Genomic DNA, 25,754 nt, shown 5'->3' on the forward strand with positions numbered 1-25,754 from the left:
AAAATAAATTTACCCTTCGATATAGTTTTTAAGTTTTCGTCCGACTTTTGGGTGTTTTAGTTTTTTGATTGCCGAGCTTTCGATTTGGCGAACACGCTCTCTTGTTACATTTAGCTCTTTGCCGATTTCTTCAAGTGTTCGGTCGCTTTCATCGTCCAAAAGCCCAAATCTCATACGAATAACCGCTTTTTCGCGTTCATTTAGCTGATCTAGCACTTCATCGATTTGCTCTTTTAAGTCTGCTTTTAAAATTTGATCTATCGGCGAAACCGAGCTTTTATCTTCGACAAAGTCGCCAAATTTGCCGTCGTCTTCGTTTCCGATAGGCGCTTCAAGGCTGATTGGCTCTTTTGTGATTTTTATCACCTGTTTTACTTTATCTATGCTAAGCCCAACTTCATTTGCGATAAGGGCGATGTCAGGCTCTTTGCCTTCTTCTTGCATATATTTTCGCGTGATTTTGTTTATTCGGTTTATCGTTTCTATCATGTGGATTGGAATTCGAATCGTTCTTGCTTGATCGGCTATCGCCCTAGAAATGGCTTGACGAATCCACCATGTCGCATAGGTAGAAAATTTATAACCCCGTTTGTATTCAAATTTATCCACGGCTTTCATAAGCCCGATATTTCCTTCTTGGATCAAATCCAAAAACGGCAAACCACGATTTGTGTAGCGTTTTGCGATACTGACGACTAAACGCAAATTTGACTTTGCCATACGAGCTTTTGCGTCATCTGAGATTTTTTTGCCCCGTTTGATTTGCTCTAAAATCACTTTTAGCTTTTCAGGCTCTAAGTCAAAGCCTTGCTTGCTAGCTTCTTTTGTAAGGAAAAGTTTTTTAATATCCACATAGGTTGATACCATTGTAGCTTCCGGGACACGCGCGATAATGTCTTCTTTGCTTAGTTTTGTAATATCTTTTAAAATGCTTTGGTGATTTTTTTTCAGTTCTGCGCTAAACATAGGAAGTTTGTATTCTAAGCGTTTTAGCTCTTTTTCAAATTCGCTATCGCTTTTTAGTGCTGTTTCCATTGATTTTACGATTTCTGTGATAAGTTTGCTAGTCGGACCTAAATCCATTAGTTTTTCTTTTAAAACTTTCTTTTTGAAAGCTAAATTCAGTTTTGCCGAGATACTATCGCTTTCTTGAATTTCGATTGCATTTTTATCGGCAAATTTTTTCCAGTCTTTTTTTGCTTTTTCGAGTGCCTTAAAGCTTTCTATAACCTTTTCAGCTCGTTTATCGTTTTTGCGATTTAGTTTTTTCTTTTCTTCTTGATTTTCTTCTTCGTCTTCGGCATATTCGTCTATATCAATGTCTTCTTCTTCGTCTTCTTCGCCTTCATCAAAGCTTTTAAAAAGCTCTTTTACGCGGCGTTCTCTGTTTATCAAAGGTTCTTTATATTCTAAAATAAAATCTATCAAAAACGGCACAGAGCAAAAAGCATCGATGATAATATCTTCGCCAAGTTCGATTTTTTTGCTGATTTCGACCTCTTCTTCTTTTACTAGAAGCGGAATTTGTCCCATTTCGCGTAGATACATACGCACCGGGCTATCAGAACGGCTCCACTCCATAAGCTCACTATCGTTTGTTAGGTCAAATTCGCCGTCTAATTCGTCATCAAGTAGCTTTCTTTGGGCGTCTTGGCTGTTTTTAGCGTCTTCAAGGTTTTTGATTTTTGCTACTTCTGCCGATGAGATTAACTCAACATCAAATTCTTTTGCTAAAATTTCGATTTTTTTAACATTTGTCGCAGTCGGTGCTTTGTCAAAAAATTTGATAAGTCGTTCGTAGGTAATGTAACTTTTTTGGTTTTCGCTGAAAAATTGTTCCACTTTTGAAAAAAAATCTTTGGAAGTTGCCATGTAAGATTGCTCCTTTTTTGCAGTAAAAAAAGCGTATTATACCGAAAATTTTTTAAATTTTGTTGAATTTATGAAAATTTAGGAATTTAATATGAAATTTAAATTTTTAAAATTTATCAAATTTAGTGATAAATTTAGCAAATTTAAATTTTTAAAAGGTTATAAAAAATTAAGTTCAAAAGTGTTAGAATTCGCCGAATTTTTACCGGAATTTGGCGGAATTTATGGATTATTTTTTATTTATTGCAACTTATGCTCTTATTTCGATTTTGCCCGGAATCAATATGATGTTTGCGATGAGTATCGGACTTAGTTTTGGCTTGAAAAAAGCCTTGATTGCGATATTTGGTCTGCTTATATCACTTGGAATTTTATCTTTTATCTGTGGCGTTGGTATCGGTGTGTTGATAGTAAAAATTCCGATTTTTATGTTTTTGATTAAAATTCTAGGCGGGGCGTATCTTTTGTATATGAGTTATAAAATTTATAAAAGTTCTGCAAATTTGACGCTTCAAACTATACCAAATTTAAGCAAAAAAGAGCTTTTTACGCAAGGATTTATCTGTAATATGGCAAATCCAAAAGCGTGGATTTTCATCGGTGCTTTGCTTCCGAAATTTTTAGATAGTCAAAATATTTTAAGCACAAGGCTTTTTATTTTAATCGCAATTATGCTTATAATCGAGTTTTGCTCGTTGATGATTTATGCTACGGGCGGGGCAGCATTTCGCAAATTTATGAGCGATAAAATTTCTATTATAAGCAAATTTTCTGCGATTTTAATCGCACTTGTAGCGATTTTGTTAATTTTTGAGTAGAATTTAATATTTTTTTAGTTAGAATAGTTGCCGAATTTTAAATTTATAAGGTTAAAAAATGTCAAAAGTTTGGAAATTTAAAGACAATATCGACACCGATATTATCATTGCGGCTCGTTATTTAAACACTTCTGATCCTGCGATTTTAGCAAGTCATGTTATGGAAGATGCAGATAAAGATTTTTCTAAAAAAATTTCACCGGGCGACATTATCGTCGCAGGGGAAAATTTTGGCTGTGGAAGTAGTAGAGAACACGCTCCTATCGCTTTAAAAGCAGCAGGAATTTCGTGCGTCATAGCAAAGTCTTTTGCTAGAATTTTCTACCGAAATAGCTTTAATATGGGATTACTTATTTTAGAATGCGACAAAACAGATGAAATCGGCGAAGGCGATGAGCTAGAAATCGACCTTGATAATGGCATTATCAAAAATTTAACGACAAAAAAAGAGTATAAATTCTCTCCAATGCCGCCGTTTATGCAAGAACTTTTGCAAACGGGCGGTTTGATAAATTATGCAAAATCAAAAATGTAAAAGGAAAATTTGTGAAAACTTATAATATTTGTGTTATCAAAGGCGACGGAATCGGCCCTGAAATCATCGAAGAGGCAATTAAGGTTTTAGATACCGTAAGCCATAAATTCGGCTTTGAGTTAAATTATGATTACAAGCTAATGGGCGGAGCAGCGTATGATGTTTTTGGTGAGCCACTCCCTGATGAAACGCTAAATGCAGCAAAATCAAGCGACGCCGTGCTTTTTGGGGCGATCGGTGGCGAAAAATGGGACAATTTACCACGCCATTTGCGACCTGAAAGCGGTCTTTTAAAAATTCGAAAAGAGCTCGGCGCGTTTGCGAATTTACGCCCTGCGATTATTTTTGATGAGCTTGTAAATGCTTCATCATTAAAGCCTGAAACAGTTAGCGGTGTTGATATTATGGTTGTTAGAGAGCTAACGGGCGGAATTTATTTTGGACAACCACGCGAAAAACGCGAAAACGACGCATTTAACACGATGGTTTATAGCCGTGATGAAATCGTGCGTGTTTCAAAAGTCGCTTTTGAAAGTGCGATGAAACGAAATAAAAAAATCACAATGGTCGATAAGGCAAATGTGCTAGAAACTAGCCAACTTTGGCGTGAAGTAGTAAGCGAAATGGCAAAGGATTATCCGCAAGTGGCATTAGAATTTATGTATGTGGATAACGCTGCAATGCAGCTTGTGCGCGATCCAAAACAATTTGATGTTATTTTAACAGAAAATCTTTTTGGCGATATTTTAAGCGATGAAGCAAGTATGGTTTGTGGCTCGATCGGACTTTTGCCAAGTGCTAGTATCGGTGGCAAGGTAGGAATTTACGAGCCTATTCATGGCTCAGCGCCTGACATAGCCGGACAAGGAATAGCAAATCCAATTGCGACTATTTTAAGTGCTGCGATGATGTTAAGATACGCATTTAACGAAAATGAAGCAGCAGATGCGATAGAAAAAGCGGTAAAAGCAGTTTTAAAAGACGGATATAGAACGAAAGATATTGCGAGATTTGACGCAAAAGAGGTCTGCTCGACAACTGAAATCGGCTCTATAATCGCAGATTACGCAAATAAAATATGAACGAAATAATTTTAAAAGCACTTAGGTGCGAAGCAAACGGCAGATTTTACGAAGCTTTGGCGATTTACCGAAGTTTGATTCGTCGTGGAGACGAACAAGCAATGCAGTATTTTGATAAACTAAAATCAAAAATGCTTATGAAAAACAAGGTAAATTTAAAAATGCTAGATCTTTTTATGAGTAGCGATAAAAAGGATACTAGCGAGTTTAAAAGGTGGCTTTTACAACTATGAAACTAGAAGACATTGCAAAAACCGTAATCAAAGATTTAGAGAATTTGGAGCAAGAAAAAAAAGGTTTAAATGAAAATTTGCAAGTTAAGAATTTTGAGCAAAATTCGGCGAATTTTAGTCAAAATTCAGCAAATTCTAACGATAAATTTTTAGATGACGATTTGGAAATTTATTCTGATATTGTGTTGCCAAATACCAAAAAAAGCGACCTAATAGCTTTTAATTTTCATTTTGAAAGCCTAAATTTTGGCTCTTCAAAAGATGAAGAAAAAAATCAAAACAAAAACAAAAGCTCAAATCTTGAAAATTCGAATTTAGCAGATGAAAAATATGATTTTGCCGATGAAAAATATGATTTTGCCGATGAAAAATATGATTTTGCCGATGAAAAATATGATTTTGACGATGAAAAAATAGATGAAACTTTACAAAATGTAACCCAAATTTCAAAAGATGAAAATTTGCAAAATGAGTTTGAAATTCCAAAAAACGAAAGTTTAAAAAGCGAATTTGAAATTTTTGAAAATGAAGATTTTAGCGAGAATTTAAGCGATAAAATCCCAAATGATTTTGCCTATGAAGAGCTAGAAATCATAAGAGATGATAGTCTTATAAATTCACAAAATAGCAATTTTGAAAATTCAAACGATACAAATTTTAAGATTTTACAAGATGAAATTTTGCAAACAAATCAACTTTCTAATGGCGAAAATTTGCAAAATTTTACGCAAAATTCTTTGCATAAAGAGCAAAATTTAGAAAATTTGCAAAATTTAAATGCCGAATTGTCTGCTTCTATATCGAAAATCAACGAGCTTTTGGCAAATTTGAGCGAAGTTAAAAACGACGAAGTTCAGTTTTTAAGCGCCTTAAAAGAGCGAATTTTAGTGCTTTTTGAAGGCTTAAATGCTTTTGAAGGCGATTTGGAAGCTAGGGTTGAATTAAGTATCAAATTTATGGAATTTTTACTTGCAAGTATCGACAACAGAGTTGAAAATTTATCAAAATAGCGATTTTAAGGCTATTTTCAAACTTTTAAAAAAACACACAAAAAGAGCGTATTTTGTCGGTGGTTTTGTGCGTGATTTTTTCTTAAAGCGTGAAACCAGCGACATTGACATTGAAGTTTATGATATAAATCCCCAAAAATTCGATGAGATTATGAGTGAGCTTGGCGCACAAGGCGTAGGAAAAAGCTATTTTGTCTATAAATTTAAAAATTTTGACATTTCCCTGCCACGCACCGAACGCAAGGTCGGAGTAGGGCATAAGGCGTTTGAAGTCGAAATCACAAATGACGAAAAAATCGGTGCTAGGCGTAGAGATTTTACCATAAATTCGATGATGATAAATATTTTTTCGCTCGAAGTGCTGGATTTTTACGGCGGCGTGGCTGATTTGCAAAACCAAATTTTGCGCATGGTCGATAGCAAAACCTTTGTGGAAGATAGTTTGCGCGTATATCGTGGCGTGCAGTTTGCGGCAAGATTTAATCTAAAAATCGAACAGCAGAGCTTTAAATTTATGCGTAGTATCGATACGAGCGATTTAAGTGTCGAGCGAATTCGGGGTGAGCTAATGAAGCTTTTTGGTGCTAAATTTGCTGGTTTGGGGCTAGTAATCTTGCATGATTTGGGGCTTTTTGAGAAAATTTTTGGCGTGAAAATTTCTGGGGAGCAATGCGAAAAAATCGCAAAATTTATCGACAACGGACGAAAATTTGTAAAAGATGAAGCGTTTTTTTTATATGCTGTTTTAAATTTGCTAGGCTTAGACAAAAAGCAAATTTTAGAAAATTTAAAGCTAAATTCGCATTTCAAACGCATTTTAACCGAGCCGTTTCATAAAAAAATCGACGATGAAAAACTAATGCAAATCGCCTTGCAAATGCCTATAAATTCGTGGCTTGGAGCATATAATAAAACTCGCATAAATCGCGCTAAAAAACTTGGAATTTATGAGAAAAAATTTGCTTCAAAAGTAGGAAGCGAAGCCGTTATAAACGACGGATTTAAAGGTAAAGAAATCGCAAATGAAATCAAACGCCGTCAAGAAATAGAGATAAATGAGTATTTGAAAAATGTCAAATTTTTCTAAATTTTTATTTTATAGTGCTTACTCCATATATTTTTTAGCTATTTTGGCTTTATCCGCGATTGCTTTTATTGCAGTAGCTATATTGCTATTTTTTACAATCTATATAACAAGCATACATGAAACCAACTTTGTTAATGTAAGGCATAATAATTTATATGAAATTCGGCAATTAGGTAATTATAATCCAAAAGAACTTCTTTTGTATCGCAGAAAAATGCCTTTTAAACATGATAATATCAAAATTTGCTATGTAAGTTATATAAAATTAGATAAAAAACATGATATAGTGTCATCTAAACTGGAACAAAATGGTTTCGTGCAAGTTGAGCGGTCGGATTGTGTTGCAGATGCCAATGATTTGGCAAACTTAAATTCGAGTTTTATTACTCCAAATTTTCACTATTTGGGAACCGATGCGTATAAAAAAATGTTTTTAGTCTATGGTTCCATGAAAAATTTAAATATTACTTCCATTAGCGATACAAAAATACAAATTTGGCAGAAAAAAGGTTATGAAATTATATTTTATCCACAAAAAGATATTATTAGGGTCAATCGATTTGGCTTTGATTGTTTTAATCCGTCTGGTCTATGCGACTAAAAGCGTAAATTTAGCCTTTTTTAGCTAAAATAAAAGCTTTGTAAATAAGGGCAAAAATAATGAAAAAATATATTTTAAAAATCGATTGCAATGACGAAAAAGGCTTGATTTATCGTATCGCTGATACTGTTTTTAAATTTAATCTAAATATCGCAAAAAACCACGAATTTGTCGATCACGGCGTGGGGCGATTTTTTTTTAGAGCTGAGATTGACGCTGATGAAAAGCTCGATGTAGCAGGATTTTGCGGACTTTTAAATGCAGTGCTTGGTGGAAAAGCAAACATTAATTTCAAAGAAGCAAAAAAGAAAAATATCATCGTCCTAGCGACCAAAGAAACGCACTGCTTGGGCGATTTGCTTATCAAAAATCAAAGCGGCGAAATAAACGCAAATATCCTAGCGGTCGTGGCAAACCACGATGATTTGCAAAGCTTAGTTGAAAAATTTGAAATTCCGTTTTTTTGCGTTAAAAGCGACGGCATTGAGCGAGAAAAGCACGAAAAAATGGTGCTTGAAGTGATGAGCAAATTTGATTTTGATTATGCAGTTTTGGCAAAATATATGCGAATTTTAAGCCCTGAGTTTGTCAGCCATTATGAAGAAAAAATCATAAACATACACCACTCGTTTTTGCCTGCTTTTATCGGTGCAAACCCTTACAAACAAGCCTACGAACGGGGCGTGAAGATTATCGGTGCGACGGCTCATTTTGTCAATAACAACCTTGATGAAGGACCAATCATCACCCAAGATGTCGTGCGTGTTAATCACGAGATGAGCTGGCAAGAAATGCGTCGAGCTGGGCGAAATGTGGAGAGAAATGTCTTAGCAAGCGCGTTAGATCTTGTTTTTGATGATAGAATTTTTGTTTATAATAACAAAACGGTGATTTTTTAGATGTTTAATATAGTCTTAGTTAGCCCACAAATTCCGCAAAATACAGGCACTATCGGGCGTTTGTGCGTAAATGCAAATTTGAAACTGCATATCATTAAGCCAACCATTTTTGATTTAAGCGATAAAGCTGTAAGAAGAGCAGGGCTAGATTACTGGAAAAAGCTAAATCCCACTATTTGGGAGAGTTTAGACGAATTTATGAGTGCGAATTCGCATAACCTGCACCGATTTTTTTTCGCCACGACCAAAAGCGAAAAGCCTTATTTTCAGGCTGAATTTCAAAAGGGAGATTTTTTGTTTTTTGGCGGTGAAAGCACGGGACTTCCAATGGAGCTAATGCAAAAAAACTGGCAAAATGCCATAACAATCCCAATGGGAAAAGACGGCAGAAGCCTAAATTTGGCTATAAGTGTAGGTATTGTGGCGTATGAAGCGATAAGACAAAATTTTAGCGAATTTGGAGCAAATTTATGAAAAAGATTATCGTTTTTTTGCTTTTTAGCGTTTTTGCGTTTTGTGGTGAGCTAAAAATTGCAACCTACAATGTCGAAAACCTTTTTGACGGCGAAAACAACGGCAACGAATACAGCGATTATAAAGTTTGCAAAATCAAAACAAAAGAGTGTTTTTCCGAGTGGGACGAAGCAAAATATAATAAAAAATTAAAGCAAACTGCCGAGATAATAAAAGAACTAAATGCCGATATAATCGCACTTCAAGAGATAGAAAACAAAGCAGTTTTAAAAGAGTTGGCAAATTTAAGTGGTTATGAATTTTATGAATTTTCAGCTTCTAAAAATTCGCCAGTTGGCGTTGGATTTTTATCAAAAATAAAACCTAAAAATAGCAAATTTTATAGAAGCAAAGAGATAAAAACAAGAGATATTCTAAGGCTTGATTTTGAGTTTGAGGGCGTGGAAATCGCCGTATTTACGACACATTTTTTAAGTGCGAAAAACTCATTTTTAGATCGACGAAAAAATACGATTTTCTTAGGCGATAGCGTAAGCGGTATCAAAAATGCCGTTATTTTGGGCGATTTTAATACAGATTATGGTAAAAGTTCGCTTTTAAGAGAGATTATCGATACGCAAAATTATACTGATTTGTGGGATTTTATCTGGTTTAAAAAAAGCTCACATATCACAGGCAGGGCGTTAGATCATATTTTGCTAAGTTCTGAGCTTTTTGGTTTTGCAAGACTTGGCTATAAAAAAGATAGTTTTAAGGTTTTTAGAAGTAGCAACAACTCTTCCGATCACGACCCGATTTATTTTGTTCTAACGAGCGATAAAGATAAGGTTGTCAAAAAAGAATTTAAACAAATCATAATTGATGAGCAAAAAACGCAACCAAAAAAGGAATTTTCGTTTTTCAAAAAATCGCCAAAAAGTGTAAATATCGATGAAATTTACGGACAAGCGAATTTGAAAAATGAAGTTAAAATTCAAAATGCTGTGGTTAGTTTCATCGACAAAAAAGGCTTTGCTATCGCAAAAGACGGACGGGGCGTTTTTGTTTTTGGCGATAATAAAGCCGTGCAGGTTGGCGATAAAGTCGATATTTTGGTAAAAAAAGCTAAAATTTATAATTCAAATTACGAAATAAATGAATTTGAAATTCTTAAAAATCACGGAAATGACGGCGATTTAGAAAAGCATTTATTTAAAGGCGATTTTGCGAATTTGCGAAGCGGCGATGTTGTTGGCAAACTAAAAGGCGATGTTGAAAATGGAGTTATAAAAACCAAATTTGGCGAATTTTTGATTTATGGAAAAAACGGAAAGGTAAAAAACGGCAAAAATTTTGAATTTGAAAACGCATTTTTTACGATTTATAAAGGCAAAAAGGAATTTATTGTTCGATGATACATAAAATTTTACTGATTTTATTTGTGATTTTTATGATTTTTATGGTTGTGGGTTTTAACAAACAGATGATAGAAAAAAACGAAAAACGAAAACAAAATAAAAAGGACGAAAATGGAACTATTGATTGAAATCGGAGTTGAAGAGCTCCCTGCGATTCCCTTTTTAAAGGAATTGCCAAATATCGGCGCTAAATGGGAGCAAATTTTGGATAAAAATTCGCTAAAAAGCGAGTTTGAATTTGAGTATTCGCCGCGCCGTCTTGTGATTTTTCACAAAGATTTTATGGAATTTGCTCCCGATAAAGAGATAGAAAATATCGGTGCGCCAAAGGCTGTGGCGTTAAAAGATGGCGAATTCACAAAAGCGGCACTCAGTTTTGCCACAAAATGCGGAATAAGCCAAGACGAGCTTAAATTTAAAGAGATTAACGGCAAGGAAGTTTTGTATCATAAATCGATTCAAAAAGGCGCAAAAAGCCGTGAAATTTTGCCTGTTATGATAAATGAATTTTTGCAAAGTTTAAATTTTGGCAAATCTATGCGCTGGGGGACGGGCGAGTTTGAATTTATTCGCCCTATACGAAGTGTGGCTTGTCTGCTTGGAAGCGAATTCTTAGACTTTGAAATTTTTGGCGTAAAGTCGCAAAATGGCTTTTTTCCACACAGAAATTTTGGCTACGATTTGATTAAATTTAACTCTTCTAGCGAATATTTTTCGCTTTTGGCTAAAAACGGCGTGATTTTAAAAGATATTATGCGAAAAGCAAAAATTTTAGATGAATTTGAAAAAATAGAGCAAGAAACTGGCTTTAAAATCGAAATCGATGAAGATTTGCTTGATGAAGTTGTAGCTATTACTGAGTATCCGACTGCCCTGCTTGGGGAGTTTGAGAGTGAATTTTTAAGCGTTCCAAAAGAAGTAATTATCACTTCGATGAAGGAAAATCAACGATATTTTCCTGTGTTTAAAAACGGCGAGTTAAGTAACCACTTCGTCGTCGTCAGCAACGCAATCAGCGATGATAGCGAACTTATCGTAAAAGGAAATGAAAAGGTTTTAAGAGCGCGTTTGAGCGATGCGAAATTCTTTTGGGAGAGCGATTTAAATGCCGAATTTAACGCAGAAAAGTTAAAAAGCGTGGCTTATTTAAATGAGCTTGGTAGCGTTTATGATAAAGAGTTGCGTGAAGTAGCTGTCGCAAAAGCTCTTGCTGGGCGTTTTGATAGTGAGCTTAGGGCTGAATTTGGTGGAGATTATAAAGAAGCGTTAGAGCGAGCCGTAATGCTTAGTAAAGCAGATCTTACAAGCACAATGGTTGGCGAATTTAGCGAACTTCAAGGCATTATGGGCGGATACTACGCAAAAGCGAAAAACGAACACGCTCTTGTGGCAAAAGCTATAAAAGAGCAGTATCTGCCTAGTGGCGAAAATAGCGAGTTGCCAAGTGGAATTTTTAGCTCGGTTGTGGCAATGGCGGTGAAATTTGAAACACTTTTTGCGCTTTTTAGCATTGATAAAATTCCAAGCGGAAACAAAGATCCTTACGCGCTTCGCAGGGCAGCTTTGGGGATAATAAAAATAGCGTTAAACTCAAATTTAAACTTAGATATTAAAAGCCTAAGCGATGAAGTTTTGGCTGGTTATAAAAAATTTGATACGCAAAAACTGCTAAATTTTATCAAAGATCGCCTTTATACGCTTTATGATTTTAATCCGTCTGTGGTAAAAGCGTGTATAAATAGTGGCGAAAATGATATTAAAAAACTTGATAGCGCGATTAACGCGCTTGGCGAGATTAGCGTTAGTAGCGAATTTAAGGACAATTTCGCCACTTTCAAACGCCTTGCAAATATCATAAAAGATGAAAAAATCGGTTCGCTCGATGAAAGTTTGTTTGAAAATGATGCTGAAAAGGCGTTAAATTCGGCATTTGACGAGATTAAATTTAACGGCGATTATAAAGCTTATCTAAATTCTCTTTTTGGCTTAAAAGGCGTGATTGACGAGTTTTTCGATAAGGTTATGATAAATGCAAATGACCCAAAAATCAAAGCAAATCGCATAGCAAATATCGGTCAAATTTACAATGCGTTTTTGAAAGTCGCTGATATTAAAGAGATTAGTTTTTAAATTTTTAATAAAGGAGCAGGTATGAAAAAGCTATTTTTAGCAATTGTTGCAATGCTGTTTTTAATCGGTTGTGGCGGCGGTGGTGCCGAAGATGTGGCAAAAAGCTTCATAGAAGCTGCTTATAAAGGCGATACCAAAACAGCTGTTAGCCTGATTTATCTTAGTGAAAAAGAGATGAAAGATGAAAGCGTCAAACCTGCGCTCGAAGGTAAAATGGGTATGATGGTTAGCGAAGCGATGAAAAGAGCTAAAAATCACGGCGGTTTGCAAAAAATCGAGATTGTCGATAAAACTATCGGCGAAGACATTGCAGAGATTAGCATGAGTGTAGTTTTTAAAGACGGCTCGACACAAAGCGAACATGCAAAACTTAAAAAAGATCACAAAGGCAAGTGGAAGATTAAATTGTAAGTTAAAAAATGTCGAAAAAAGGGACTTTCTTTTTTAGATTTTTGTTTTTTGTTTGCGGGGTTATCGCGTTTGTTTTGGTGTTAGTCCCGCAAAACTTGCATTTTAACACTCTTTTTGGTGAATTTAAAGCCATAAAAACGCAAAAAATCAAAACTCTAACTCGTGTCGATTTGGTAAATTTGCCAAATTTGGAGCTTGGAGATTTGGTTTTTCGCTTAGGCGATGAATTTGATAGCGTTTTGATTTCACAAGTCAGCGATTTTAAATATTCTCATATCGCAATCGTTGTAAATTTAGAACCGATCACATTGTTACATGCGACCACAAGTGGCGAGAGCGGTGGCGAAAATGCCGTGATTTTAAGCGAATTTGATGAGTTTTTATCTCACGCTAGAAGTCTTGGCGTGGCACGGATAAATTTTTTAAGTCAAACGCAAAAAAACGAGCTTGTGCAAAATTTAAAAGCCAAGCTTGGTGAAAAATTTATTTTAGCAAAATCAACTGAGCCAAATTTATACTGCACCACGCTCATTGAGCGTGAAATTTTTAAAATTTATCCAAATTTTACCCCAAAATATACACAAATTAATGCACCTATTTTTAAAGGTTTGTATCTTACACCAAAGGCTTTTTGGGAATATGACGGAGTGGAAATTTTATACGAGAGTTGGTAAAAGAAATAAAAAAAGCCGAGATTTCTCTCGGCTAGATTTATAAAACGATAAAGGAAAATTATTTTCTTACGCCTTTGTTATATGGGCGATTTGAAACAATCGGCTTTCCGTTTTGATATTTTTTAGCAACGGTATTTATAGGTGCTACGGCTTTTGCGTCACCTACATTGTAAGCCTGAGCGTTTGAAATATATTTTCTAAGTGTATCTTTTAAATTTCTAGTATATTTTGTAGCTTTTGGAGAATCATTTAAAATATCTTCATAATCATAAATTCTACCATAATAATCATTTGTTAGTTGATCGTCGATTACGATTTTAGCGTGATCTAGTGAAGCACCAACAAAAACACCTGTTTGTTCGCCAGGACTTACCATCCATGCTGAAATGTCAGGTAAATCAGTCGCTGCACCATTTCTATAACCTTCACCGATAGTTGCACCAGCATTTACTTCTAATGTTTCCATACCGTTAAAAATATCTTGGTAAGATTTTGTAGTTTGGAAAAGCATTACAACATCACTTGTTTCATATCCTGCTTGAATTCCTGCGCCAAAACCACGATATTTAATGAAAATCGGAGCGCTCCACTCGCCGTCTTCGCCTTTTACGCTAAAAATTCCGTCGCCGTATTGGATAGAAGCGCCGGCTGCAAGGCGTTTAACATCGGTTAAAATAGCAACGGCTTTTGCATTTTTAATATATTGTGCAGAAACCCCAAAATTTTTGTCATGTGCAAACGATTTTACAACATTTGTAGCTGCAATTACTTCTTGGTTTGCACTCACATCTGCGTGCAAGTAACCACAAAGAACTAAGATTGTAGAAAGTAAAAGTTTTTTCATTTTTAATCCTTTTAAAATAATGCTTTCGCTATTATAGCAGTAAATTTGCGTTTTTACGCCAATTTTTGAATAAAAATTCAACAAAAAATAACGAATTTAGGAAATTTTATGAAAAATTTAGTGATTTTAGCCCTTTTTTTAGTAAATTTGTTTTCGCACGAGATTATAAACGGCGATGTTTTGATACTTAAATTTGACAAAAAAAGTGTCAAAAGTGCTTTTTTAGACAAAAAAAAGATAAATTTGACGATAAATCCGCAAAACGATAGCGAATTTATTGCGATTTTACCTGCAAATTATCGCCAAAAAGATGATTTAAATTTAAAAATCACTACGATTTGGGGCGAAGAAAATGAAATTGTTCATTTAAAACAAGGTGAGTATAAAAAAGAAGTTTTAAGTGTCGAACCAGCCAAAGTAAATCCACCAAAATCCGTTCAATCTCGCATAAAAAAAGAGTATGATGAAGCTGTGGCGATTTATGCAAAAACAACGCCAAAATATCTATTTAACGAGCCTTTTATCGTGCCTTTGGATAGCAAAATCACTTCGAATTTTGGTAACGGACGCATTTTTAACGGAAGCGTAAAAAGCTATCACTCAGGAACCGATTTTCGCGCTGCTGTCGGCACCGAAATCATCGCTGCTAATGACGGCGTAGTAAAAATCGCAAAAGATAGGTATTATGCGGGCGGTTCTGTTATCATCGATCATGGCGGCGGAATTTATTCACAGTATTATCATTTAGATAAAATTTTGGTTAAAGTTGGCGATAGCGTAAAAAGGGGCGATTTAATAGGACTTAGCGGTGCAACAGGGCGTGTGAGCGGTCCTCATTTGCATTTTGGTATCGCCATAAACGGAACTAGTGTCAATCCGATAAATTTCGTGGAAAAAATCAATAGAGCGATTTTTGAAGAGTAAATTTGCTAAATTTTAAATCAAATTTGTAAAATTGTAATAAATTTGGCAAATTTAACGCTAAATTCAGCTAAAAATCAAATTTGCTAAAACCAAAACCCAGCAAATCACGGCGATTGTAATGCTTAAAAAAACCCCTGCCGAACCGGCGTCTTTGGCTTTCCCTGCTAGTTCGTTCCACTCGGGGCTTACTAAATCTACAATCCGCTCGATAGCAGAGTTTAAAATTTCAGTTATTAATACGCCAAAAAGTGCCATTTCAAGCACTAAATGAAGCGTTAAATTTATCGGCAAAAATAGATTTACAATGCTAAAAATCACGACAAAAACAAGCTCTATGCGAAAGCTCATTTCCGTTTTTAAAACATCGCCCAAGCCCTTCATAGCATAGCCCCAGTTTTTAAAAAATTTATATTTTATCTTCATAAAGTTTGCCTTTTTTAGGTCGAATTATAGCAAAATTTCGATTTTAAACACTTAACCGAGCTTTAACAAAAATGATTTATAATTCGACTAATTTTTTACGAAAGGATAAAAAATGAAAACAAAATTTTTAGTTTTAGCTGCCGTTTTGGCTACTTCGTTAGTTGCGGCTGATTTTAGTGGTAAAACAAATGCACAAATCATCGCTTCAACAGATAGCAAAAGTCCTGCTTCACTAGCAAATTCGGCTTTTGAGCTAGATAAAAGAATTGGTGCTCAAAAAAAGGAAATAATGGAGACTTGTTTTAAATTTCATAATTTAATGAAAAATGAGCTAAGTGGAAAAAGCCCAGAAGAAAAGAAAAAATTTATAAGCGAATTTAAAAAAGCCTATAATGCACAACTTGATTCGCTTTCAAGTGCCGAAAAAGCAGAATTTAATACACAGGCTTGTAAGTTTGGTTCAAAAAATGATAAAATAAAACATTTTAAAAAGGACGGTAAAGGCGGTTTTGGACATGCGCCAAAATTTGGAAAAGATTTTAACGGCACGAAGCCGGTAAGACCAAAATTTGGTAAAGGAGAAGCTGAAATTCCGCCACAACCAAAACCAAAACTTGAACCAAAATAAGGCTAAAAATTTAAAAAGGAGACCGGGATGAATAAAATTCTTGTCTTGGAAGATGAAAATATGTTAAATGATATGATATGTGATTATCTATCATCAAAGGGTTTTGTTGTAACAGGGTGTAAAAGTTACGATGAAGCCCTTGACTTGGCTTACGAAGGAAATTTTGATCTGTGGATTTTTGATGTTAAGATTATCGGTGGAAACGGCTTTGAGCTTTTGCGTGAGCTAAGAGATGCCGAAAAACTCACACCTTGCATTTTTGTAACTTCCTTAAATAGCTTGGACGATTTAAACAAGGGCTTTTTAAGTGGTTGTGATGATTTTTTGAAAAAGCCGTTTGAGTTAGCCGAGCTTTTGCTTCGTGTAAATAATCTTTTAAAGCGAAATTTTGCTCACAAAATCAACAAAAAAGATGATTTGGGCGACGGATATGTTTTTGATATTTACGACAAGATTCTCTACAAAGACGGAAAAATGATAAAACTATCCAAAAAAGAGCTTGATTTGCTTGCGCTTTTGCTTCAAAAACGGGGACAATTTGTCAGCAGAGACGAAATTTTTAATGCCATTTGGAGTTACGATGAAATTCCAAGTGAGTTAAGTTTGCGCGTTTATATACGCAATCTTAGGCTATATCTAAAAGATAAAATCGTATCTAAATCAAAGGTCGGTTACTCTTATGCAGATTAGAAAAAATCATGCTTTGCCGATATTTTTGTTATATATTTTGACAAGTTTGGTGTTTTTGGTTGCTTGTTCGTGGTTTTATTACTCATCGGCAAAACAAAATATCCAAAGAGAATCGGCAAAAGAGATTTTAAGTGCGCTTAGAGAAGTCGATATAGGGCTTAAAACCGGTGGAATAGAAAATATAAATTATGACGAGATTGATGATGACTTGCGTATTGATATAACGCCTAGTTCAAAAGAAAGCCCAAAACTAGGGCGTTTAAGCAAGGACGAATTTAAAAAGATAAAAAAATCTGAAAGAACCGATAAATTTAGAGTGGAAGACGGAAAAATGACCTTTAAGACATTTATTCCGCTTAGGCACGGCAGTGGTTATGAAGTCTATATTGAAGATAGCGAATACGGCGAAGAAATTCGCGAAGTAATCGCTCAAATAGCTATTTTTGCGGTGGTTTGCGTGGTAGCATTTTTGCTTATTTCATATTTTATTATTCGTCTTTCGTTTCGTCCGCTTTATCATCAAATAAATTCGCTAAAATCGTTTATCACGGACGCTACGCATGAAATAAATACGCCGTTAAGTGTCATTTTAATGAGCGTAGAAATGTTTGAAGCCAATCCAAAAAAATATCTTGCAAACATAAAAACTGCAAGTAAAACGCTTTCAAATTTGTATGATGATTTGGTAAATTTAAATCTTAAAAACGAGCCAAATGAGTTAAAATCGGTTGATATTAAGGCTTTGATAGAAGAGCGAATTTCGTATTTTAATATTATGCTAAATGATAAGAAGTTGCAAATTAAAGCAAATTTAGAAGAGCTAAATTTACAAACCGATGAGAATAAATTTAAGAAAATTTTTGATAATATTTTATCAAATGCCATAAAATACTGCGACGAAAACAGCGAAATTTGCGTGAATTTGACAAAGAAATATTTTGAAATTCAAAACACAGGCGAAACCATCTCAAAAGAAAATCAAGCTAAAATTTATGAAAAATTTGCCCGTTTTAATAAAGAAAAGGGCGGTTTTGGCATAGGACTAAGTTTGGTTAAAAAATACTGCGACGAGTTAAAATTTAAAGCAATCTGTCAAAGCGAAAATAAGATTACAAAATTTAAAATTGAGTTTTAAATTTAATGTATTTGTCGCAAGAATTTGCTAGTTTGCGAATTCTTGCGAGATGAAATTTAAAATATACTTGAATTCGAGTTTGGATTTAGCGGGTCTGGTCCGTAGTTGTTTGTGCCGTTGTCGCCTTTTAGAATTTCCATAACCAAAATATAAATCGAAAATCCTATACTTGCAACAGCTAATATTAGCGCTAAAATAGGAATTCCGGCAAGTATCGAAGCAACAATCAAAAGAATAAACGGCACAAATATATACCAGCCGGGTAAATTTCTATCATGCAATCTTCTAAAAGTCACGGCAAAGCATGGCAGAAGTAGTGCTAAACTTACGATAGTGGTGATGATGCCAAGTATTTGTGGATTTCCGTATTTATCCACACCAAGTAAAATCTCCGTGCCAAAAACAGCGTCCAAAATGCTAGTTACGATACCAACTAAAACCATAAAAAGCACAAACCACCAATACTCGCTTCTACTAGCTCTGCCGCTAAAAGTAGCGAATTTTTCTCTTAGGCAAACCCTAACTGCCTGAGTAAAACTCATCATTTTTCTCTCCTTATGTAAAAAATTATCTATTAAGCTCTGAAAAGTGAAAACTTAAATTTTTTAAATAATAGCTATTGTTTGAAGCGCTAAATTCATCGCTTTCTTTTGTCGCTGCGATGATAAAGAGCGAATTTACGATACTAGCAACGCCAGATAAAATAAGAGCTAAATTCGCGTTAAAAATGCACAGCGCAAAATGGGCAATCGTAAAAAACGCACATACAAAAAACGCCTGAGTGAAAATTTTGCGCCCCGAGCACTCATATAGCTCTTTATAAATAAACATTTCATAAATCACTATTAAAATGGTAAAAATCGCTCCAAAAGCTAGATATATCGCACTTTTATCGCCAAATAAAATCATCATCAAAGGGACTATGTTTATTAGTTCGACTATATTTAAAATGATAACATTTCGCATAAGTGTGCGAGAGCAAATTATATCGCTCGCAAACCAAATTCCAACAGCACAACACACATAGCCGATGATTTGCGTAAATTTAAGAGTTTGAATTTCTATGTTAAAAAGCCCCAAAATAGCCATTAAAATCAAAATTCCACAACCGATATAAAGCAAAGTTTTAGCTGAACTTAGTTTGTTTTGCGTTTCATTTTGGCTGAATTCATAGTGCAAATTTTGCAAATTCTCACTCGTCTTAACCACGCCTTTTTGGGCATTTGATTCATTTACCATATTTTCCAAACGAAAAAAATCGCTAATAATCCAAAGCAAGTAGATTAAATTTGGCAAGGCAAAGACGGTGGTTGATTTGATAATCTTACTTACGAATTTTTTATCTTCGGGGTTATTTAAATCAAAATTTAAATTAGGAATTGTGCTATTTAAAAATTCGATTGTATCGGGACTTGAAAATAAAAAAGCCACAAAAATTAAACCACTCCAAATCAAAAATCCAAATGCGCCTAACATTTGAAAAACTGCACTCACCGGACGACCCAAATAAAATCTATGTGCGCTAAAAAATCCCAAAAGCAAGTAAAACATATAAGCCGTATTTAGGCTATATGGCGCTGGATTTTGAATTTGTTGGCTTTGAATTTGCGAGTTTTGATTATTTTTGTCAAGGGGCAAAGAATTTTCTTTATTGTTATCAAAGGACAAAGAGTTGCCCCCGTTTTGCTCGTGCATTTGACTTCCTTTTTGTATTAAAGGCGAAATTCTAGCAAATTTGTAGTTTGAAATATCTTAAAATTTTTATTTACTTCAATGCAAATTAATTGTCAAATTTAAAAATTTACTTCTTTTTCGGTCTAAAAACTTTCATTTTGCTCTCGTCGGTAGTTATGTAGGCTCCGCCGATGAGGTCTATGCAGTATGGCACAGCTGGGAAAATAGGCTCTAAGCATTCTTTTATCGCTTTTGGCTGACCGGGTAGATTTATGATGAGCGATTTGCCACGCACTCCTGCCGTCTGGCGTGATAAAATCGCCGTTGGGACGAATTTTAAACTCTCACTTCGCATTAGCTCACCAAAGCCGGGTAGAATTTTATCGCACACGGCGACGGTCGCTTCGGGCGTAACATCGCGTGGTGCAGGTCCTGTGCCGCCTGTGGTAACAACCAAATCACACCCAAATTCATCGCAAAATTTAATCAAATTTGATTTTATACTCTCAAAATCATCGCTGATGACTTCGTAAAAATACTCGTGTTCGCTGACGAGCCACTCATCTAAAATTCGCTTTATTTCTGCTCCACCCAAGTCTTCGTAAATGCCCTTGCTGGCTCTATCGCTTGTGGTTAATATGCCGATTTTTACCATTATTCATCGCTTTCTTTTTGATTTTCAATTTCATTAGTGAAAATTTCTTTGACTTTTTCGTAGTCGATATATTCATAAACAAAAATTTGCTTTGAAATTTGAGTTAGTTTGCTTTGTGAATTGCGTAAAATTTCGCTGACTTCATCAAAGCACTCATATAAAATTTTTGTTACATTTTCGCCGTTTGGTATGAAACTATCGCCCATTGCGTATTCAAAAACCATTTTTTGGGCTAGGTATGTTGCGTATTTTATATCTTCGCTTCCGTTTGTAAATGTGTCGTTTTTATGAATTTTAAGTGCCGCGACACCGCTAAGTAGGACTTTTATTTGATTTAGTATTTGCGTTTTTGACTCGATTTCGGCTTCAAAGCCTATGATTTTATCTTCCAAAAGCCCGATTCTATCAAAATCAAGCGAAAACCAAAACGCACTTAAAGCCTTTGCGCCTTGGTAAAAGCTTTGAATTTCCTTTTCGTATTCGCTTAAAATTTGCGACTTTTTGCTACCGAAAAGCACCTTTGTTTTTACATTTTCAAAATCGATTTGCTCGATAGTTTTGCTTTTGCGTTTTAGCGCGTTTATGGCTGCTTCATTGACAAGTGTGGCAAGTCCAGCCCCACTAAAACCGACACTCATACGGCTGATTTTTTCCAAATTTACATTGCATTTTTTATCTTTTAGATAAATTTTCAAAATCTCAATGCGATCGTGGTAGTTTGGTAGAGAGATAAAAATTCGTCTATCAAATCTGCCTGAGCGAAGTAGGGCTTCATCGATCATATCGATTTTGTTTGTTGCGGCGATGACGATAACTCCGCTGTTGTCTTCAAAGCCGTCCATTTCGGTTAGTAGCTGATTTAGCGTAGTTTCTCGCTCGTCGTTGCGACCCTCGCCACGACTTTTTCCCACGGCGTCGATTTCATCGATAAAAATGATAGAAGGCGCATTTGCTTTTGCTTTGGCAAAAAGCTCTCTAACTCTTTTTGCGCCAACGCCTACATAAACTTCGGCAAATGTCGCTCCGCTTTGGTAAAAAAACGGCACCCCGGCTTCGCCTGCGACGGCTTTTGCGATGAGAGTTTTTCCAACTCCGGGAGGTCCAGCCATAAGAATTCCTTTTGGAAGTTTTATGCCGAAATTTTTGTATTTTGACGGATTTTTTAAGAAATCAACGATTTCGATAAGCTCGTCTTTAACTTCGCTAATGCCCGCAACATCTTTAAATTTAACTTCTGAAATGACGGAATTTATGACGGTAGTTTCGCTATTTTTCATCATTTGCGATTGAATTTTTTCCATTTTTGCCATTTCTAGCTTTCGGCGTTTTGCGTTTATCGTTTCAAAATAATAAATCATTAAGAAAAAGAAAAATGTTATCAAAATGAGTTCAAATATCAAATACGAAGCATCCGAACTCTCGCTTTTTGTGATTAAAACATGATTTCCAAGCTCTTTTAAATCAACAATATCTTTTAAAATCGAGTATTTTCTGCCGTTATAAACGATTTGCAAAGTATCGCCGTCAATGTTGGCTTTTTCAATCAAATTTGATTCAACTAGCTTTTGATAATCTTCAAATTTTATATAATTTGTATCATTTTTAAAATAAACAATGCTAAGTAAAACAACTAAAATAAGGGAAAAAAATAAAATTATGTTTAATTTGTTAAACCTAAATTTCTGCCAAATTTGCGTTAGTTGTGATTTCATATTTTTTAATCTCCACCCATTTTTTTGCTAAATTTTGATTAGATTTTACCAAAATTTTATTATAAAATTGATCAAAACCTTCGTAAAATTCACCATTTTTACGCTCGATTAAAACATCTAAAAATTTATTATAATGTTTTTTTCTGAATTCTAAATTATTTAAAAGCACGATATTTTGAAGCATTTTTAGCCGTTTTTTAGCCGTTTCGCCGTTTATGTCGTGCGGAAGTGTCGCCGAGTGCGTGTTATCGCGTGGCGAAAAGATAAAAGCGTGGATATGCGTTATCGGAAATTTTTTGAAATTTTCGACTGCTTCGTTCCAAATTTCTTCGCTTTCTCCCGGGTGAGCGACGATAAAATCAGTCCCAAGAGCAAATCCAAGCTCTGCTAACTCGCAAAAAAGCTCTAAGTCTTTTAGCGCTTTATTTCTACGGCGCATTATGCTTAGCATTTTTTGCGAAGTGTGTTGAAGTGCGATGTGTAGGTGCTTTTCAAACCAACTCTCACGCAAAATTTCTCTAAAACTGCTATCGATTTGACTTGGCTCAACGCTTCCAAGACGAATTCGTTTTATGTCTTGAATTTTGCCCAAATTTGCAATAAGTTTGCCAAGAGTGGAGTTTTTATCTTTGCCGTAACTGCCGATATTTGTGCCTGTTAGCACGATTTCAGAAAAACCATTTGCGACTAGCTCTTTTGCTTCGTTTATGATTAAGTTTTCATCGATACTGCGAGATTTGCCACGCACGGACGGGATAATGCAGTAAGCGCAGTTAAAATCGCAACCTTCTTGAATTTTTATAAAGGCTTTTGTGTGATTTTCGTAGCTTGTTACCAAATTTTTATCGCTGAATTTTAGATTTCCAAGCTCAAAAAATTTCTTTTGTAAATTTACAAATTCGCCGACTTTTTCCTTTTCGCTCATACCAAAAACGCCAAAAACGCTACCTTTTTCAAAAAGCTCTTTTCCGCGACTAACTACGCCACAACCGGTTAGTAAAACCTTTTTGCCAAGCCGATTTGCTCTGTTTATGTAGTTTCGCACATCGCTATCTGCGCCGTTTGTAACGGTGCAAGAATTTACGATGATAATGTCGGCTTCCTTTTCATCGTGCGTTAAAACGGCACTTGTAAGCTCTTTTTTTATAAGTTCGCTATCATAAATGTTTGTGCGACAGCCAAATGTTTTTACAAAAACTTTCAAAAGAGCGTTCCCATATTTTCAGACATTTGCGCTATTTCAGGCGGAATTTTTTCTTTTTTTCCACGCCAAAGTGTGTAAGACGGATAAGCGATAGTTATGTCATCTTCTTTTTGTAAGGCTTCTAGGATTTCGCTAGAAATATTGCTTCTAAGTCCCAAAGTAGCGTATGAATTTGTCATATACCAAACTGAAATTTGAATTCCATAAGGCTCAAAAAAGCTAAAAATTCTAGGCTCTACATTTGGATTTTTTATGCTATATTGCGAACGCAGTTTTGACATTTGTTTTTTGGCTATATCGGTGTAACCTTTTGAATATTTTCTTGCTATATTTTTTATTATATACATTGCTTTTTTGTGATTGCTATCGAAAGTTAGCATTATATCAATGCCGTCCCAAACGGTTTTCATACCGCTATGAGAATAATTTGAAATAAGATCTGTAAAAATATAGTTATTTGGTATAAAAATTATCCGTCCGGCTCTTTTGTTTTCCTTCCAAGTCGTATAGGTAATATCTTCATAAATGGTAATCCTAAGCACGGAAATATCGATAATATCGCCGACATATACAACTCCGTCTTTTTTGACCTTTATGCGATCGCCGACCCTAAATTCGCCCCCAAAAACGATAACAATCCAGCCAAGCGAACTCATAAACATATCTTTCATCGCAATAGCTAAACCAGCAGATGCAAAACCAAGCACGGTTACAAAATAGCTCATATTTTCGATATACGAAAGCAATAAAATAAGCGCAATTACCGAGAAATTTATGACATTTATGATTTTATTTGCGAGATAGAAATTTTCGTTATCTTTGATATATTTTTTCGCAATCGCCTTAAATAAAAATGATATTAAAATCGTTGCGATTATCAAAATAGCGATATTTAAAGCTCTTTTTGCCTGAGTTTTTATATCGCTTGTAAGAGTTGAAATTTGTTCATCGATTTTCTTTTCATACACGCTGTAAGTGGTATTTCCAAGCCTAAGAGCCGATTTAAATTCGCCAAGTTCAAATTTTAAATCCGAGTATGCTTTTGAATTTTGAGAATTTGGTTCAAATTTAAGCAGTTGAGCAAAAATTTCTTCTTTTTGTTCTAGTCTTTCAGTTACTTGTTTTAGGCTCTCTATGCGCGATTTTTGTTCATTTTTAAGCGATTGTAAATTTTTGATATTCGAATAACCTGAAATAATAGCAAAAGGGTTTTTTATGCGTGAAATTTCATCGATTTCGGGCATTTGCACTACGCTTGAAAACGGCGTTTTCTCAAATTCGCTAAGAAGCGAAATTTGCTCTTGTAGATTTTGAATTTTGCGTTCTAAATCCGCTGTTTCTTCCTTATCTTTAGTGATTTCAAGTTTTTTTTGGCTTTCATTTAGAGAGTTTTCAAGCTCGTGATAGTTAGAAAAATTTGCAAATCGTATCAGCCAAACATCATCTTTTAGCTTTTCATCTATCGCTTCTATTTGTGTTTTTAATTCAGAAATTTGCGTAGCATATCTATTTTGCGTATTATCGCTTTGATTTTCATCGGCGTATAAAAAACTAAAAAAAATCAGACCAAAAAATATAAATTTCAATGCTCTCATGCAAAATCTCGCAATACTTCTTTTACTAAAACTTCGCTAATATCGTCTTTTATGATGAAATTTCCTATGCCTTGCGGCAGGATAAATTTGATTTTTTTATTCTCGCTTTTTTTGTCTAAAAAGAATAAATCATAAAATTCATCGACATTTTTAACCTTAAATTCGGTCGGCAAATCAAATTTTTGCAAAACTTTGCAAATTCTTTCACACTCATTTTGCGTGATTAAATTTAATTTTAAAGCCAGGTTATTTGCCATTACTATGCCGATTGCGACTGCTTCGCCATGCAGAAATGTTTTGTAATTTGTCAAATTTTCAATCACATGAGCAAATGTGTGTCCGTAGTTTAAAACGGCACGAATTCCAGCTTCTTTTTCATCTTTTTCGACGACACCGGCTTTGATTTTAACGCATTTTGCGATTAAATTTGCGATTTGCGAACTATCTTTTAAATCGGATTTTTCAAAAAATTCAAAAAATTCTTTATCAAACATAACTGCCATTTTAACGGCTTCGGCTATTCCTGCTCCAAATTCTCGCTTCGGTAAGGTAGATAAAAATCTGCTTTCGCAAAAAACGGCTTTTGGTTGATAAAACGAGCCGATTAAATTTTTGCCAAATTTGCAATTTACGCCTGTTTTGCCACCCACACTGGCATCGACTTGCGCTAAAAGCGTTGTTGGGATATTTATAAAATTTATTCCCCTTTCATAAATACTAGCGCAAAATCCAGTTATATCGCTGATAACGCCACCGCCAAGAGCGATAAGTGTGCTTTTTCTATCTAAGCGAGAGCTAAAAAGTTGTTCTAAAATTTGGCTAACGCTACTCATGTTTTTATACTCTTCGCCGTCAGGAATGCTAATGATAAATTTTTCATCGCACTTTAAATTTGATAACAAAAAATCAAGCCACAAACCGCTTACTTTGGGATTTGTGATGATTGCGACTTTGCCTTTAAGTTCTAAATTTTTAAACTCATCTATAAAAACGCTGTATGAATTTTTGCCTAAATCTATTTTAACTTCCATTTTTATGCCTTAAATT

At 34.9% G+C, this 25,754-nt stretch carries 28 protein-coding genes; 18 read left to right on the forward strand and 10 right to left on the reverse strand.

Annotation, left to right across the window (positions count from 1 at the left end; translation table 11 throughout):
* Nucleotides 1–9: 9 nt before the first annotated feature.
* A complete protein-coding gene (rpoD, locus tag PF026_RS02795) occupies nucleotides 10–1,872 on the reverse strand; it encodes an RNA polymerase sigma factor RpoD (RefSeq protein WP_373567001.1) in 1,863 nt (620 codons plus the stop codon).
* Nucleotides 1,873–2,096: 224 nt separating this feature from the next.
* Here rpoD and PF026_RS02800 point away from each other — a divergent pair, with 224 nt between their 5' ends.
* The 14 genes from PF026_RS02800 (at nucleotide 2,097) to PF026_RS02865 (ending at nucleotide 13,223) form a co-directional block, all read left to right on the forward strand.
* Nucleotides 2,097–2,690, forward strand: a complete 594-nt coding sequence (locus PF026_RS02800) for a LysE family translocator (RefSeq protein ID WP_270864245.1) — start codon at nucleotides 2,097–2,099, stop codon at nucleotides 2,688–2,690.
* Between the two features lie 58 nt (nucleotides 2,691–2,748).
* Entirely contained in the window at nucleotides 2,749–3,225 is a 477-nt protein-coding gene (locus PF026_RS02805) for a 3-isopropylmalate dehydratase small subunit (protein ID WP_270861221.1), read from the forward strand.
* A gap of 11 nt (nucleotides 3,226–3,236) precedes the next feature.
* Nucleotides 3,237–4,307: a 3-isopropylmalate dehydrogenase gene (gene leuB / locus PF026_RS02810; RefSeq protein ID WP_270861220.1), complete on the forward strand. Its 1,071-nt coding sequence runs from the start codon at nucleotides 3,237–3,239 to the stop codon at nucleotides 4,305–4,307.
* Nucleotides 4,304–4,540 (forward strand): hypothetical protein, encoded by a 237-nt coding sequence (locus tag PF026_RS02815; RefSeq protein ID WP_270861219.1) that lies wholly within the window; start codon nucleotides 4,304–4,306, stop codon nucleotides 4,538–4,540. Before leuB ends, PF026_RS02815 begins: the two co-directional genes overlap by 4 nt.
* Complete coding sequence (locus PF026_RS02820) at nucleotides 4,537–5,550, forward strand: CiaD-like domain-containing protein (RefSeq protein ID WP_270870489.1); 1,014 nt, start codon at nucleotides 4,537–4,539, stop codon at nucleotides 5,548–5,550. Before PF026_RS02815 ends, PF026_RS02820 begins: the two co-directional genes overlap by 4 nt.
* Nucleotides 5,510–6,637: a CCA tRNA nucleotidyltransferase gene (locus PF026_RS02825; protein WP_270861217.1), complete on the forward strand. Its 1,128-nt coding sequence runs from the start codon at nucleotides 5,510–5,512 to the stop codon at nucleotides 6,635–6,637. Before PF026_RS02820 ends, PF026_RS02825 begins: the two co-directional genes overlap by 41 nt.
* A 214-nt stretch (nucleotides 6,638–6,851) precedes the next feature.
* Entirely contained in the window at nucleotides 6,852–7,238 is a 387-nt protein-coding gene (locus tag PF026_RS02830; protein WP_270861216.1) for a hypothetical protein, read from the forward strand.
* 59 nt (nucleotides 7,239–7,297) lie between these two features.
* On the forward strand, nucleotides 7,298–8,137 hold the full coding sequence (purU, locus tag PF026_RS02835; protein ID WP_270861215.1) for a formyltetrahydrofolate deformylase: 840 nt from the start codon (nucleotides 7,298–7,300) through the stop codon (nucleotides 8,135–8,137).
* Nucleotides 8,138–8,611, forward strand: coding sequence for a tRNA (cytidine(34)-2'-O)-methyltransferase (locus PF026_RS02840; protein ID WP_270861214.1), 474 nt, complete (start codon nucleotides 8,138–8,140; stop codon nucleotides 8,609–8,611).
* A complete protein-coding gene (locus PF026_RS02845; protein WP_270870488.1) occupies nucleotides 8,608–10,005 on the forward strand; it encodes an endonuclease/exonuclease/phosphatase family protein in 1,398 nt (465 codons plus the stop codon). The genes PF026_RS02840 and PF026_RS02845 overlap by 4 nt, the downstream gene beginning before the upstream one ends.
* Nucleotides 10,002–10,136, forward strand: a complete 135-nt coding sequence (locus tag PF026_RS02850) for a hypothetical protein (RefSeq protein WP_270864253.1) — start codon at nucleotides 10,002–10,004, stop codon at nucleotides 10,134–10,136. Before PF026_RS02845 ends, PF026_RS02850 begins: the two co-directional genes overlap by 4 nt.
* A complete protein-coding gene (glyS, locus tag PF026_RS02855; protein WP_270864254.1) occupies nucleotides 10,120–12,138 on the forward strand; it encodes a glycine--tRNA ligase subunit beta in 2,019 nt (672 codons plus the stop codon). The genes PF026_RS02850 and glyS overlap by 17 nt, the downstream gene beginning before the upstream one ends.
* 21 nt (nucleotides 12,139–12,159) lie before the next feature.
* A complete protein-coding gene (locus PF026_RS02860) occupies nucleotides 12,160–12,549 on the forward strand; it encodes a DUF4878 domain-containing protein (RefSeq protein WP_270864255.1) in 390 nt (129 codons plus the stop codon).
* Between the two features lie 8 nt (nucleotides 12,550–12,557).
* Nucleotides 12,558–13,223 carry a YiiX/YebB-like N1pC/P60 family cysteine hydrolase gene (locus PF026_RS02865; RefSeq protein WP_270864256.1) on the forward strand — a complete coding sequence of 222 codons (666 nt, stop codon included), beginning with the start codon at nucleotides 12,558–12,560 and terminating at the stop codon, nucleotides 13,221–13,223.
* A gap of 58 nt (nucleotides 13,224–13,281) precedes the next feature.
* Here PF026_RS02865 and PF026_RS02870 read toward each other — a convergent pair whose 3' ends face one another.
* Nucleotides 13,282–14,067 carry a lipid-binding SYLF domain-containing protein gene (locus PF026_RS02870; protein ID WP_270864257.1) on the reverse strand — a complete coding sequence of 262 codons (786 nt, stop codon included), beginning with the start codon at nucleotides 14,065–14,067 and terminating at the stop codon, nucleotides 13,282–13,284.
* Nucleotides 14,068–14,175: 108 nt separating this feature from the next.
* Here PF026_RS02870 and PF026_RS02875 point away from each other — a divergent pair, with 108 nt between their 5' ends.
* A complete protein-coding gene (locus tag PF026_RS02875) occupies nucleotides 14,176–14,991 on the forward strand; it encodes a M23 family metallopeptidase (protein WP_270864258.1) in 816 nt (271 codons plus the stop codon).
* 63 nt (nucleotides 14,992–15,054) lie between these two features.
* On the opposite strand, the gene PF026_RS02880 is transcribed toward PF026_RS02875, so the two are convergent.
* The gene (locus PF026_RS02880; protein WP_270861206.1) at nucleotides 15,055–15,414 is read right to left on the reverse strand and encodes a diacylglycerol kinase; all 360 of its coding nucleotides are present in this window, start codon (nucleotides 15,412–15,414) and stop codon (nucleotides 15,055–15,057) included.
* A gap of 112 nt (nucleotides 15,415–15,526) precedes the next feature.
* On the opposite strand from PF026_RS02880, the gene PF026_RS02885 reads away from it, so the two are divergent.
* The 3 genes from PF026_RS02885 to PF026_RS02895 are packed head-to-tail and all read left to right on the forward strand — an operon-like array spanning nucleotide 15,527 to nucleotide 17,867.
* Nucleotides 15,527–16,042, forward strand: a complete 516-nt coding sequence (locus tag PF026_RS02885) for a DUF1104 domain-containing protein (RefSeq protein ID WP_270864259.1) — start codon at nucleotides 15,527–15,529, stop codon at nucleotides 16,040–16,042.
* Between the two features lie 27 nt (nucleotides 16,043–16,069).
* Nucleotides 16,070–16,732, forward strand: a complete 663-nt coding sequence (locus PF026_RS02890; RefSeq protein ID WP_270861204.1) for a response regulator transcription factor — start codon at nucleotides 16,070–16,072, stop codon at nucleotides 16,730–16,732.
* Entirely contained in the window at nucleotides 16,722–17,867 is a 1,146-nt protein-coding gene (locus PF026_RS02895) for a sensor histidine kinase (protein WP_270864260.1), read from the forward strand. The genes PF026_RS02890 and PF026_RS02895 overlap by 11 nt, the downstream gene beginning before the upstream one ends.
* Before the next feature lie 56 nt (nucleotides 17,868–17,923).
* Here the strand turns inward: PF026_RS02895 and PF026_RS02900 are convergent, their stop codons facing one another.
* From PF026_RS02900 to aroB, 7 genes are all read right to left on the reverse strand, one after another.
* Entirely contained in the window at nucleotides 17,924–18,412 is a 489-nt protein-coding gene (locus tag PF026_RS02900) for a DUF805 domain-containing protein (RefSeq protein ID WP_270864261.1), read from the reverse strand.
* A gap of 22 nt (nucleotides 18,413–18,434) precedes the next feature.
* Nucleotides 18,435–19,562 (reverse strand): TM2 domain-containing protein, encoded by a 1,128-nt coding sequence (locus PF026_RS02905; RefSeq protein ID WP_270864262.1) that lies wholly within the window; start codon nucleotides 19,560–19,562, stop codon nucleotides 18,435–18,437.
* Nucleotides 19,563–19,668: 106 nt separating this feature from the next.
* Entirely contained in the window at nucleotides 19,669–20,199 is a 531-nt protein-coding gene (mog, locus tag PF026_RS02910; RefSeq protein ID WP_270864319.1) for a molybdopterin adenylyltransferase, read from the reverse strand.
* Nucleotides 20,196–21,908, reverse strand: coding sequence for an AAA family ATPase (locus tag PF026_RS02915; protein ID WP_270864263.1), 1,713 nt, complete (start codon nucleotides 21,906–21,908; stop codon nucleotides 20,196–20,198). The genes mog and PF026_RS02915 overlap by 4 nt, the downstream gene beginning before the upstream one ends.
* A complete protein-coding gene (gene mtaB / locus PF026_RS02920; RefSeq protein WP_270864264.1) occupies nucleotides 21,871–23,112 on the reverse strand; it encodes a tRNA (N(6)-L-threonylcarbamoyladenosine(37)-C(2))-methylthiotransferase MtaB in 1,242 nt (413 codons plus the stop codon). Before mtaB ends, PF026_RS02915 begins: the two co-directional genes overlap by 38 nt.
* A complete protein-coding gene (locus tag PF026_RS02925) occupies nucleotides 23,109–24,707 on the reverse strand; it encodes a mechanosensitive ion channel domain-containing protein (protein WP_270864265.1) in 1,599 nt (532 codons plus the stop codon). The genes mtaB and PF026_RS02925 overlap by 4 nt, the downstream gene beginning before the upstream one ends.
* On the reverse strand, nucleotides 24,704–25,738 hold the full coding sequence (gene aroB, locus PF026_RS02930) for a 3-dehydroquinate synthase (protein WP_270864266.1): 1,035 nt from the start codon (nucleotides 25,736–25,738) through the stop codon (nucleotides 24,704–24,706). Before aroB ends, PF026_RS02925 begins: the two co-directional genes overlap by 4 nt.
* Between the last annotated feature and the right edge of the window lie 16 nt (nucleotides 25,739–25,754).

The organism is Campylobacter sp. CS_NA3 (assembly GCF_027797495.1).
Lineage (GTDB): Bacteria > Campylobacterota > Campylobacteria > Campylobacterales > Campylobacteraceae > Campylobacter_B.